The organism is Salmonella sp. SAL00670 (assembly GCF_046552235.1).
GTDB classification, from domain to species: Bacteria; Pseudomonadota; Gammaproteobacteria; order Enterobacterales; family Enterobacteriaceae; genus Salmonella; species Salmonella enterica.
In genome coordinates, this window is record NZ_JBGDUO010000002.1 from 70,573 (window position 1) to 82,700 (window position 12,128).

Annotated in this window: 14 protein-coding genes and 1 other RNA gene; 10 read left to right on the forward strand and 5 right to left on the reverse strand. The window is 50.2% G+C overall.

Annotation, left to right across the window (positions count from 1 at the left end; genetic code table 11):
• Positions 1-2: 2 nt before the first annotated feature.
• The 3 genes from ACLJRS_RS07735 (at position 3) to ACLJRS_RS07745 (ending at position 2,978) form a co-directional block, all read left to right on the forward strand.
• A complete protein-coding gene (locus ACLJRS_RS07735; protein WP_000342601.1) occupies positions 3-1,166 on the forward strand; it encodes an HlyD family type I secretion periplasmic adaptor subunit in 1,164 nt (387 codons plus the stop codon).
• Positions 1,167-1,237: 71 nt separating this feature from the next.
• Positions 1,238-1,600, forward strand: a transfer-messenger RNA (tmRNA) gene (ssrA, locus tag ACLJRS_RS07740).
• A 184-nt stretch (positions 1,601-1,784) separates the two neighbouring features.
• Positions 1,785-2,978, forward strand: a complete 1,194-nt coding sequence (locus ACLJRS_RS07745; RefSeq protein WP_000124725.1) for an integrase domain-containing protein — start codon at positions 1,785-1,787, stop codon at positions 2,976-2,978.
• Positions 2,979-3,012: 34 nt separating this feature from the next.
• On the opposite strand, the gene ACLJRS_RS07750 is transcribed toward ACLJRS_RS07745, so the two are convergent.
• The 5 genes from ACLJRS_RS07750 to ACLJRS_RS07770 form a co-directional block, all read right to left on the reverse strand.
• Positions 3,013-3,672, reverse strand: a complete 660-nt coding sequence (locus ACLJRS_RS07750) for a hypothetical protein (RefSeq protein WP_023198740.1) — start codon at positions 3,670-3,672, stop codon at positions 3,013-3,015.
• Complete coding sequence (locus tag ACLJRS_RS07755; protein WP_001018882.1) at positions 3,672-4,529, reverse strand: hypothetical protein; 858 nt, start codon at positions 4,527-4,529, stop codon at positions 3,672-3,674. The genes ACLJRS_RS07750 and ACLJRS_RS07755 overlap by 1 nt, the downstream gene beginning before the upstream one ends.
• Positions 4,530-4,876: 347 nt before the next feature.
• The gene (locus ACLJRS_RS07760) at positions 4,877-5,443 is read right to left on the reverse strand and encodes a phage polarity suppression protein (RefSeq protein WP_000210076.1); all 567 of its coding nucleotides are present in this window, start codon (positions 5,441-5,443) and stop codon (positions 4,877-4,879) included.
• A gap of 16 nt (positions 5,444-5,459) precedes the next feature.
• Positions 5,460-5,705, reverse strand: a complete 246-nt coding sequence (locus tag ACLJRS_RS07765) for an ogr/Delta-like zinc finger family protein (protein ID WP_000984203.1) — start codon at positions 5,703-5,705, stop codon at positions 5,460-5,462.
• Entirely contained in the window at positions 5,702-6,439 is a 738-nt protein-coding gene (locus ACLJRS_RS07770; RefSeq protein ID WP_000149859.1) for a hypothetical protein, read from the reverse strand. Before ACLJRS_RS07770 ends, ACLJRS_RS07765 begins: the two co-directional genes overlap by 4 nt.
• A gap of 547 nt (positions 6,440-6,986) precedes the next feature.
• Here ACLJRS_RS07770 and ACLJRS_RS07775 point away from each other — a divergent pair.
• The 7 genes from ACLJRS_RS07775 to ACLJRS_RS07805 all read left to right on the forward strand — a co-directional run bounded on the left by ACLJRS_RS07775 (position 6,987) and on the right by ACLJRS_RS07805 (position 11,582).
• Positions 6,987-7,253: a helix-turn-helix transcriptional regulator gene (locus tag ACLJRS_RS07775; RefSeq protein WP_001750322.1), complete on the forward strand. Its 267-nt coding sequence runs from the start codon at positions 6,987-6,989 to the stop codon at positions 7,251-7,253.
• Positions 7,250-7,852, forward strand: coding sequence for a host cell division inhibitor Icd-like protein (locus ACLJRS_RS07780; protein ID WP_000986181.1), 603 nt, complete (start codon positions 7,250-7,252; stop codon positions 7,850-7,852). Before ACLJRS_RS07775 ends, ACLJRS_RS07780 begins: the two co-directional genes overlap by 4 nt.
• A complete protein-coding gene (locus tag ACLJRS_RS07785; protein WP_000556707.1) occupies positions 7,842-8,141 on the forward strand; it encodes a hypothetical protein in 300 nt (99 codons plus the stop codon). The genes ACLJRS_RS07780 and ACLJRS_RS07785 overlap by 11 nt, the downstream gene beginning before the upstream one ends.
• On the forward strand, positions 8,134-8,583 hold the full coding sequence (locus ACLJRS_RS07790; RefSeq protein ID WP_000459283.1) for a hypothetical protein: 450 nt from the start codon (positions 8,134-8,136) through the stop codon (positions 8,581-8,583). Before ACLJRS_RS07785 ends, ACLJRS_RS07790 begins: the two co-directional genes overlap by 8 nt.
• Before the next feature lie 73 nt (positions 8,584-8,656).
• Positions 8,657-8,917 carry a hypothetical protein gene (locus ACLJRS_RS07795; protein WP_001145746.1) on the forward strand — a complete coding sequence of 87 codons (261 nt, stop codon included), beginning with the start codon at positions 8,657-8,659 and terminating at the stop codon, positions 8,915-8,917.
• Positions 8,914-9,234: a DUF5375 domain-containing protein gene (locus tag ACLJRS_RS07800; RefSeq protein ID WP_410957774.1), complete on the forward strand. Its 321-nt coding sequence runs from the start codon at positions 8,914-8,916 to the stop codon at positions 9,232-9,234. The genes ACLJRS_RS07795 and ACLJRS_RS07800 overlap by 4 nt, the downstream gene beginning before the upstream one ends.
• A gap of 14 nt (positions 9,235-9,248) precedes the next feature.
• Positions 9,249-11,582 (forward strand): primase-helicase zinc-binding domain-containing protein, encoded by a 2,334-nt coding sequence (locus ACLJRS_RS07805; protein ID WP_023198743.1) that lies wholly within the window; start codon positions 9,249-9,251, stop codon positions 11,580-11,582.
• Positions 11,583-12,128: the final 546 nt, after the last annotated feature.

Here is a 12,128-nt window from a genome sequence, read left to right on the forward strand (position 1 = left end):
CGATGGACGATCCCGATATTCAGCGTGAACGGGCGTTTTCCGGCGCGGGTCGTATTGTTCTGATCTGCTCACTGTTATTTCTCATTCTCGGCATCTGGGCGTGGTTTGGCCGACTGGATGAGGTTTCCACCGGCAACGGGAAAGTGATCCCCAGTTCACGCGAACAGGTTCTGCAGTCGCTGGATGGCGGCATTCTGGCGCAGTTGACGGTGCGGGAAGGCGACAGAGTTCAGGCTAACCAGATTGTCGCCCGGCTTGATCCGACGCGTCTGGCGTCCAATGTGGGTGAAAGTGCGGCAAAATATCGCGCTTCACTCGCCTCCAGCGCACGGTTAACCGCGGAAGTCAGCGACTTACCTCTCGCCTTTCCCGCTGAGCTGAACGGCTGGCCGGATCTGATTGCCGCAGAGACGCGTCTCTATAAAAGCCGCCGCGCGCAGCTGGCCGATACCGAAGCCGAGCTACGGGATGCGCTGGCGTCGGTTAATAAAGAGCTGACCATTACCCAGCGGCTGGAGAAAAGCGGCGCGGCCAGTCATGTTGAAGTGCTACGCCTGCAACGACAAAAAAGCGATTTAGGCTTAAAAATTACCGATCTGCGCTCACAATATTATGTGCAGGCACGCGAAGCGTTATCGAAAGCGAACGCTGAGGTCGATATGCTCTCCGCCATTTTAAAAGGACGCGAGGATTCCGTCACCCGCCTTACCGTGCGTTCACCGGTACGCGGCATTGTTAAAAATATCCAGGTCACGACGATTGGCGGCGTGATCCCGCCTAACGGCGAGATGATGGAGATAGTGCCGGTAGACGATCGTCTGCTGATTGAAACCCGCCTTTCGCCGCGTGATATCGCCTTTATTCATCCCGGCCAACGCGCATTGGTTAAAATTACTGCTTACGATTACGCCATTTACGGCGGGCTTGACGGCGTGGTGGAGACCATTTCACCGGATACCATTCAGGATAAAGTGAAACCGGAAATTTTCTACTATCGCGTGTTTATCCGCACCCACCAGGACTATCTACAAAATAAATCAGGACGCCGTTTTTCGATTGTTCCAGGCATGATCGCCACGGTGGATATCAAAACCGGTGAAAAAACCATTGTCGACTATTTAATCAAACCGTTTAATCGCGCGAAAGAAGCGCTGCGCGAGCGGTAAATCGTTGAAGATAAGAAGATACGGGGGCTGGTCACGCGTGTCACAAGTCTGTTATACTTACCTTACACATTGGGGCTGATTCTGGATTCGACGGGATTTGCGAAACCCAAGGTGCATGCCGAGGGGCGGTTGGCCTCGTAAAAAGCCGCAAAAAAATAGTCGCAAACGACGAAACCTACGCTTTAGCAGCTTAATAACCTGCTTAGAGCCCTCTCTCCCTAGCCTCCGCTCTTAGGACGGGGATCAAGAGAGGTCAAACCCAAAAGAGATCGCGCGGATGCCCTGCCTGGGGTTGAAGCGTTAAAACGAATCAGGCTAGTCTGGTAGTGGCGTGTCCGTCCGCAGGTGCCAGGCGAATGTAAAGACTGACTAAGCATGTAGTACCGAGGATGTAGGAATTTCGGACGCGGGTTCAACTCCCGCCAGCTCCACCAAATGATGATCCGGATACGTCCGGTGAAGTACAGAAAGCCCGCACGGCACAAGCCCTGCGGGCTTTTTTGTGTCTGTCGTTGTCCGAGGGCATCCGGCTAAATCCGATGATTATTGGTATACGTTTAGGTATACGATAGGATGTATACCTAAACGCGTATACCAATTCATGAAGGAGCGGCCACAGTGGCACGGACAACACGCCCCCTGACCAACACCGAAGTTCTGCGTACTAAGGCGTTAGAGAAGGATCTAACGCTACATGATGGTGATGGGCTTTTCCTGATAGTGAAAACCAGTGGGAAAAAGCTCTGGCGTTTCCGTTATCAACGTCCGGCAACAAAGCAGCGGACAATGATGGGACTCGGTGCCTTCCCCGCCCTTTCACTTGCTGATGCCCGAGGATTAAGAGCGGATTATCTTGCCTTATTAGCCAACGGAATTGACCCACAAATTCAAGCTGAAGCCGTAGAGGAAGAGCAAAAAATCGCTCTGGACAGTATTTTTTCGACAGTCGCCGCTAACTGGTTCCAGCTCAAAAGCAAAAGCGTTACTCCTGATTACGCAAAAGACATTTGGCGTTCACTGCAGAAAGATGTATTCCCTGCCATCGGTGAGATCCCTGTTCAGCAAATCAAAGCCCGTACATTGGTTGAAGCGCTTGAACCAATCAAAGCTCGTGGGGCGCTTGAGACTGTACGTCGACTGGTGCAGCGTATTAACGAGATAATGATTTATGCCGTAAACACTGGTCTGATTGATGCCAACCCTGCATCTGGTATTGGTATGGCATTTGAGAAGCCTAAAAAGCAAAACATGCCGACACTGCGGCCAGAAGAATTGCCGAAACTGATGCGTTCTTTAATCATGTCAAATCTGTCTGTTTCGACTCGCTGTCTTATTGAATGGCAACTCCTGACTCTTGTGCGCCCTTCTGAGGCCTCCGGTGCCAGGTGGACAGAGATCGATCTCGATACAAAGCTCTGGACGATTCCAGCCGAACGAATGAAGGCCAAGCGTGAGCACGTTGTTCCTCTATCTCCTCAGGCATTAGATATTCTAGAGGTTATGAAGCCTATTAGCGCACATCGAGAATATGTTTTTCCGAGTAGGAATAATCCAAAGCAGCCAATGAATAGCCAGACAGCTAATGCAGCCTTAAAGCGGATTGGATATGGGCAAAAATTAGTTGCTCATGGCTTGAGATCTATTGCAAGCACAGCAATGAATGAGGCTGGTTTTAACTCAGACGTTATCGAAACTGCACTTTCTCATGTTGACAAAGACGAAGTCCGCCGAGCATATAATCGTGCTTTGTACATTGAGCAACGTAAGGAACTCTTATCTTGGTGGGGTGCAATAATTACGAGTTCTAAATGACAATATTTAGCGAATATATTATTATTTAAGGCTTTCAATCATGAAAGCCTTCTGTAGCGACTATAGGCTCATCTAGCAAATATTGTTTTGCAACATACAACGGAAAGAAATCAGAGGTGTAAAACTTATAAATATCCCATTGAACATAAAACCACAATAATAATAAAGAAAATATCGAGACTATATTCACTGCAGATATATGAAAACTCCAAAGTATACAAAACAAAAGAGAAAAAATAATCTCGGAGTTAATTACCTTAACACGAAGACAAGCCTTTTTATCTGTTATTTTGTTATCTATCTCCTTGATGAGAAAGAAATCATAGGCATCATTTCTTTTTAAACTCTTATATTTTTCATGAATTTTTGCAATATACCCATTAGAATTACCGATTAAAATCAATCGATTGAAAATAGAAAAATTTATTTTTTTATGCGAACTATTCAAAATCAAAGAAATGATGAGAGCTTGCATTAGTTGCAACATTGAAAGCCCTGACAACACGCCGCCCTGAAAATCAAAGACTTCCTTAAGCGATGTTTGGTTCAGAATATTGTAAATATCAACATTACCATTTTGATAAGTTAGCATAAAGAAAATTACCATGAACAATATCAAAAAACGATGTAGAGGATACTTACTAGTAAGATCCTCTATATATTTTTCTTGGACTTTTTTTGCTAACTCATCCATTAATACACCTGTATAAAATATACATCTCCGCAAGCTGGATCAAAAGCACCATATTCTATATAAGGCGCACCCAAAAACACCATTTCTTTTTCACCTTGAAAATAAGGGAAAACTTCTTGAAAATCTTCCTTTGAGGCAAATCTCAGCGTGCTTACCGAGTTATTAAAATTATTCTTCATTTTAGCAGAAAGATATTGTAAGTCCATCTCGGTGACTTTCACTCGATAAATTACGGGGTCTCCCAATTTCTTTCTTGTTATAACTCTATGGAAATCATTAGCTTTAGCTCTATTGAATTCAAATACCTCTGTGCGATCTGCTGTCAACGATATTTCTAACGAGCTATCACCAGAGTGATTCGATCTAATAATTGCCAGCATTTGATCTATGTCTCTTACAATAGCCCGATCACCATACCGCCGATTAACTGCCGGATCAGGATTTTCTAAAAGTTTTTGATAATCACGTGGAAGAACTTTTTGAGCAGCGATTTGCGCACGTTTAGTTTCCAAACTTTTACTGATAGTGTCAGCATTTTCAAGACCTGCTTGCTGTGCTTCTACTACAGCATTATTTATTGCATTTGAAACCCTTTCGACAACTTTTTTTGTAATTTCTTTCTTTGAGAAGAAGTCAATAATGTATCCGCCTTCTCTAGGAGGCTGTACCAACATTTCAACATCTTTATAGTAGTCATGGTGCATCTTGGCATATTTCCAAAGATTACCATGCCTTATGTCAAGATAAGCCCGGTCTAAGGCACTTTGCAAGTGACCTAAACTTTTAGAAAGAGTTCTTAGAGATACTTGGTGATCAGGTGCAATATCGCCATCAAAATGCAATTCAACAATCGCCACTTCACTTTGCTCCATGTGAAAAAACAATTCATCAAGAATAACATTTTATGTTCATACGAAGCCTAGATCTACCTCTTAAAACTAACTACCAATGATCAAACTGAATGCGATTGGAGAAAACTTTACTACAAATTTTTTATGTAATGTCGCGCGCAATGCTCTCCCCGCCACGCCTGCCCGCTTAATGGGCCGCTTTTAATGCAGGTGCAAAGATGGTCTCAGGCCGCGCCACGACTGGCGCTGGTCTGGCATGCCGGAGCGAGAAAACGCATGCAAAACCATGCACCTTATGGATGCATGGCTTATTTGGTTAAAAATAGCGGGATTTACAGGGATTTTTTGACAGTCTACTGCGCGGCCAGTCCGGCGCGTCGACGGGCGTAAATCATGTTCTGTGCAGGGGTGAATTTTTCACGATTATCATCCCGCGAAGGCGCATCAGGCCTGTATCCTATGGCCGTTAAAATATCTTTATCCTGTGCAGAATAATTAATTTCATTTCCTGCGGTCAGCCAGACGGAAAGGGCTTCACGGAGATATGCCATCGAACGGTCAAGCGCGCGGTTTTTTATCATCGCGGGCTGGTTTTTAATCCCCATCAGCTCCGGTGCCAGTGCGGCGGCCAGCTCCGCTCCGTTCTGCTGCATAAAATCATGCAGCCGGTTACGGATGCTGATGCGCTGCACCTCCTCATGCGAGAAGATGTAGCGACCGGCGGCCTGATTAACTTCCCATTTTTTTACGTCAATCAGGTCACGCAGCGTCTGTAATCTGCGGGAGCCTGATGCATTGTCATCCAGCAATAATTCCTGATATTCCTGCATTGCGGCGGCCAGTTCGCTTTTACGGTTCAGCCACGCGGTTTTGTTCGTCTGACAGGCGTCACAGGCCTGCTGTAACGTCAGAGTGGTCACGGGTTGTTTCTCCTTATTAATGGCGGAACGGCGAGCTGTAGCAGCCTTTTACCCGACGGGGTGCAACGGGGGCTGTCGGCACCGGCGCGGTTTTCTCATCGACGCCCGGCGAGCGTATCACTTCAAAAATCGACTCATGCGTTTTAAATGTCGCCGAGCAGTGTACATTCTGGCACTGCAGGTAACTCTCTTTGACGCTGTCAGACATATAGCGGCTGGTGCGAACGTGTGCCGCTGTGCGGCAGAAAGGGCAGCGCATCATGACAGTAACCCCCGTGCCTTAAGGTCAGACTCACGTTTTTTCATTTTCTCAAACCATACCTGACGCTGGCCGGGCGTAACCGCAACATCATGCTCCATATGTGGCAGCGTGGAGGATGAGAGCCCTGTTTTAAACAGCACCGGTTCATCGGTCAGACGGATATTGCAGCCATTCACGGCCTGTTCAAGCCACGCTTTCACCTGCTGCATAACGGCCTGCTCTGGCTGGATATAGCCCTGATGGCCGGCGGTATTGGCAAGCGGGTTATTCAGTACCAGTATGTTGAGTTTCATTGCCCTGACCAGCGCGCTACAGGTTTCACGCAGGGCAGCATTTAGCTCATGCTCTGCGTACTGGCTGAGGACGCTGTGATGTGCCTGACGATACGCTTTGGCCGTCCGGTCACACGCTCCTTTAAGGCTGTCCAGCTCAAAAGACAGTACCTCGTTCATGCTGTCACATTCCTGCGCCAGTTCCCGCCGTGCCACGCGCGCCAGATGGCGTTGTTTCAGCTCGTCGGTAATGACAGCACCACCGGCACGAAAGGCGGCGCGCCATGCGCCGGAATCATTGCCGTTTTCCTGCTCCAGCTCCTTTTTTTGTGCTTTCACCTGGCTGATGGCCGCCGTGGTTTCATCCATGCGTCGGGCATTAATGAGATGTTCCTCTCTGGCCGTCTCAAGCCGTTCCATCGCGGGTTTAAGGTAGTCGGGAATAACAGCGGTATGAGTCATGTCGGGTCTCCTCTTCGTTTCAATCTGAGGAGATTCTGCCGCGCCGGACACAACAACACGATTCATTGCCGTTGTGGCAAAAATGGCACAAACAGACCTTAAAACCCGGCTGGCCAGAGAAAGGTCTCAGGAAAACCTTACTCACTGTTTGTTTTTTTACTTATAACTATTCACTACTGTTCACTGAAAAGAAAAAGATAAGTAATACAGTCAGATAAAGGGTGAACAGTTGAGGGTGTAACTGTTCACCGACTGTTCACTACTGTTCACCGCTACCGGCAATCTCCCTCCGAATGATTCATTGTTTTTTTATTTTTATTTTCTGTAATTAATAGAAGAATCCAATCAGCCGGATTTTATGAGCGTCTCAGCGCGTCGTGTGCCGATTATTTTTCGCCTTTTCATTTCACTGCTCAAATAACAGACAAAACCGCTCCACGACACAACATGCACCTGTTGCACTGGAGAAAAATATTCACAAAATAAAGAGCTACCCGAAGCCGGACGGACACGACCGGCGCTGTATGGATTGTTACGAGGTGGCTTAATGCAAACTGCTTTTTCTTCTCCGTCTTCTGCTCCAGCGGCTCCCCTGATGCCGGTATCTGATGCCACTCAGGAGCGATTTTTACGCCTGCCTGAAGTGATGCATCTGTGCGGTCTGTCCCGCTCCACGCTTTACGATCTCATTAAGAAAAATGCCTTTCCGCAGCAGATAACCCTCGGTGGTAAAAATGTTGCTTGGCTGCAATCCGAAGTCACCGCATGGATGGCCGACCGTATTGCACAACGCAAGCGGGGATATGACGCATGATGCGACCTGTTCAGCAAAAAGCCCCTTTTTCTGGCTTGCATCTTTTGTATGTTTCCTGGTACAGTTTTGCTGTTGCCGCAAAATCGGCAACCGGGCGTGAGAACCCGAGCAATCCATCGGCGATACCAGACGCGCCATGCGTCTTTTTTTGTGTCGCAATCAACGCCACAGAGCACCAGATAATGGTGTGGTGTGCGGACATTCGTGCAGGTGTGACTTTCCGTCGCCTGCCCGTATTCGTACATTATGTCATCATGTCAATGGTAGCTCAGGCGGGGCAGCCCTCGGGCTGGCCGGTATTCGATGGAGCCGGTATTCTCACCCCCGTCTGGGCTATCGCCACTGAGCGTGAGAACTCCGGCGATAGCAATTATCAGCTATCCATCGGAGGTTGCCTTATGGCTACAACCCTCACCCCGTCTCACCATGAATTTATTTTTGTGTTTGCGGCCGTTCGCCGCACTGAGCGTAAACCACATATCTGCATGCTCCGCACCGTTGCCGGTGACGAGCGCACCGCACGCAGTTCCCTTGTCCGCGACTATGTCCTTTCTCTTTCCGCCCGTCTGCCGCTTGCGGAGGTGTCACATGCACACTGAAAACAGCATTCAGACCGTCTCAGCGCGTCGTGATGACCTTAACACTCTTCGCGAGCACCTCAGCATTGAGGCATACCATAAACTCAACCGCGCCAGCACTATAACGCAGTTTGTCGGGCTTGATTTGGGGCAACGTGAATTAACCGGCCTGCATCAGCTTTGTATGCCACATATTTTCAGCTATCTGCACGATGACATCAGTTTTGTTCTGGAGGAACTGAAAGGCAAAGGCCTGTGCCGTGACTTTCTCACTCAGCAAGGCCTGCGGGAGGAAGAAGACCATGTTTGATTTTCCTCAGCCCGGTGAGATTTATCGCTGCACAGGCTTCCCTGATGTGGTCGTGGTCGGCGTTCTGGCCGCTGGCATTCCATGGGATATGCCGTACCGTTGCCCGGCGCTGGCCTGGAATCCGTACCGCCGGACGTACAGCATTCTTGTCCGTACAGAAAATGATGACCATTTTACGGAAATACCGCTCGGTCGTTTTTTGCAGGAATTTACCTGTGTGAAACCAGATCTGTTTAAACGCTGCCGCGAAAATCGTTATGCCGTACTGAAAGAAGTCACTTTCGACCCTGAATTACAGAAGTGGCGGGCGAAAAATATCGATATTTACCAGAAAGATATAACGACTCCCAAGCGAACAGTACCAGCGGCGCGTAAATGGCGGGATATTCCGCGAGCGGATCCAGAAATAAAACCGGATAACAGTTACCGCCATTATCTGTAATTAAAAAACGACATTCCCAAAATTAAATGTGCGTATTCGCGCAGGGATACGCACACCTGCAGGAGAAGAAATTATGCCTGTTTACAGTACGGAACGGCCGCAGAATAAACACCAGCCCGCCATCAGCCGGGCAGACCTCGAATGTCTGGAACATATGCGCAACGTCGGCCTGCTCGTCGGCGATCTGATGCAGGTGCAGGACTGCGCCACCGTTCGCCGTGACCCGGTGCAGCAGTTACAGCTCACCTCCGTGATTTACCTTATGACCGCCCAGCTCGACGGCGTGGTCGAGCGCTGCAATCAGCACTGGCTGACCGGGGAGGGCAATGTATGAAAAAACCATTACCACCCGTATTACGCGCCGCGCTGTATCGTCGCGCCGTGGCCTGTGCCTGGCTGACCCTGTGCGAACGTCAGCACTGCTACCCGCAACTCACCCTCGACACACTGGAAAGCGCCATTGCTGCCGAGCTGGAGGGCTTCTATCTGCGCCAGCACGGCGAGGAAAAAGGCCGCCAGATTGCCTGTGCACTGCTGGAAGATTTAATGGAAGCCGGACCACTCAAGGCCGCGCCGTCGCTGTCCTTTCTCGGGCTCGCCGTGATGAATGAACTTTGCGCCCGTCATATCACCGCACCGGTACTGCACTGAGGGAGAAAATAACGATGAAAATGAACGTAACGGAAACCGTAAAACAGGCCTGTGGCCACTGGCCGAACATTCTCCCTGCGCTGGGTGTGAAGGTGATTAAAAACCGCCATCAGTCCTGCCCGGTGTGTGGCGGCTCTGACCGTTTCCGCTTTGACGATAAAGAGGGGCGCGGGACGTGGTTCTGCAATCAGTGTGGCGCAGGTGACGGGCTTAAGCTGGTAGAGAAAGTGTTTGGCGTGACCCCGTCAGAAGCTGCCGGGAAGGTGAACGCCGTGACCGGCAATCTGTCGCCGGTTGCCCCGGAAGTGATTGCGGCCGCAGAGGCTGAAACGGAGGCCGACCGCAAAGCGGCGACCGCGCTGGCTGTCAGGCTCATGGAGAAAACCCGACCGACCACCGGCAACGCCTACCTCACCCGCAAGGGTTTCCCCGCTCTGGAATGTCTGACGCTCACCGTCATGCATAAAACCGGCGGCGTGACGTTCCGCGCCGGGGATGTGGTTGTCCCGCTGTCTGACGATACCGGCGCACTGGTTAACCTTCAGTTTATCAATGCTGATGGTCTCAAACGCACCTTGAAAGGCGGTCAGGTCAAAGGGGCATGTCATATCATCGAAGGGAAAAAACAGGCCGGAAAACGCCTGTGGATTGCGGAAGGTTATGCGACCGCGCTCACCGTGCATCACCTGACCGGGGAAACCGTCATGGTGGCGCTGTCCTCCGTGAACCTCCTTTCTCTGGCGAGCCTTACCCGTCAGAAGTCCCCGGCCTGTCAGATTGTGCTGGCCGCCGACCGTGACCTGAACGGCGACGGCCAGAGCAAAGCCGCTGCGGCCGCAGATGCCTGTGAGGGCATTGTTGCCCTGCCGCCGGTGTTCGGTGACTGGAATGATGCGTTTATGCAGAAAGGTGAAGAGGCCACGCGGAAAGCCATTTATGACGCTATCCGGCCACCGGCGCAAAGTCCGTTTGATACCATGAGCGAAGCGGAATTTACCGCCATGAGCGCCAGCGACAAGGCCTTGCGGGTGCATGAGCATTACGGCGAAGCGCTGGCGGTGGATGCGAACGGCCAGCTCCTGTCCCGCTATGAAAACGGCATCTGGAAAAATATCCCTGCCGCCACTTTTTCACGGAATGTGGCTGATTTATTCCAGCGCTTACGCGCCCCGTTCTCGTCGGGGAAAATCGCCTCAGTGGTGGAGACCCTGAAACTGATTATTCCGCAGCAGGACGCACCGGCGCGCCGTCTGATTGGTTTTCGTAACGGGGTACTCGATACCGCCACCGGCACTTTCAGCCCGCATCATAAATCGCACTGGCTGCGCACGCTATGTGATGTTGATTTCACCCCACCGGTGGAGGGCGAAACGCTGGAAACCCACGCCCCTTATTTCTGGCGCTGGCTTGACCGCGCTGCCGGTAGCAAACCGGAAAAACGCGATGTGATTCTGGCCGCGCTGTTTATGGTTCTGGCGAACCGTTACGACTGGCAGCTCTTTCTCGAAGTCACCGGCCCCGGCGGGAGCGGAAAAAGTATTCTGGCCGAAATTGCGACCATGCTTGCCGGGGAAGATAACGCCACGTCGGCTACCATCGAAACGCTGGAATCACCACGTGAGCGCGCGGCGCTGATTGGCTTCTCGCTGATACGGCTGCCTGACCAGGAAAAATGGAGCGGTGACGGTGCAGGACTTAAGGCCATCACAGGCGGTGATGCGGTATCGGTCGACCCGAAATACAAGGATGCGTACTCCACCCATATTCCGGCGGTGATTCTGGCCGTGAACAATAACCCGATGCGATTTACCGACCGTAGCGGCGGTGTTTCCCGTCGCCGGGTGATCCTGCATTTCCCGGAACAGATTGCCCCGGAAGAGCGCGACCCGCAGCTCAAGAACAAAATCGCCCGCGAGCTGGCCGTGATTGTACGCCAGCTAATGCAGAAGTTCAGCGATCCGATGATCGCCCGCACACTGCTCCAGTCACAGCAGAACTCCGACGAGGCGCTCAGTATTAAACGCGACGCCGACCCGACATTTGATTTTTGTGGTTACCTTGAAGCACTGCCGGAGCCTGAGGGGATGTATATTGGCAATGCCAACATCATTCCGCGTCAGCCGCGCCTGTATCTGTATCATGCCTATCTGGCGTATATGGAAGCCCACGGCTACAGGAATACCCTGAGCCTTACCATGTTCGGTAAAGGACTGCCAGCCATGCTGAAAGAATACGGGCTAAGTTATGAGAAGCGCCGGAAAAATCAGGGCATACAGACCAATCTCGCGCTAAGAGAAGAAAGCAACGCCGACTGGCTGCCAAAATGCGATGACCCCATAGCGAAATAACCTGACCTGACCGGCAATTGCCGGTCTTTTTTTACCTGCAAAACGGCAAAAGTGAACAGTAAAGTGTTCACTGTTCACCAACCATTCACCGTGTAACGTAATGATTTCAATAAACAAAAATACACAGTGAACAGTGTGAACAGTTTTTCTAAAAAAAAGTTTTTTTCTTGATGTGATCTATCCAAAAACAGGTTCACTTAACCACAGGAAGCGCTGCAACAAATCTCCATTGGTATACGCTTAGGTATACCAATGAAAGTTGAATTGGATAAAGTCACATAATAACAGATAGTTACGTGAATTATTCAGACTCCGCCAGCCCACCAAATATTGATGTACTGAAGTTCAGTAAAGTCTACTAAGCCCGTATAGCACAAGCTCTGCGGGCTTTTTTACGTCCATTGCCGCCTGGTGAGGATTGCAGAGAACCTTACGGACACTGGAGTCAAATGACGCGGTGGGTAAAGCGGCTGCGCGATGGGTGACAGGGCAAAACGCCAAAAGTCTCACCAATAACTCCTGAAAGAATTGGAATACGAGAGTCAA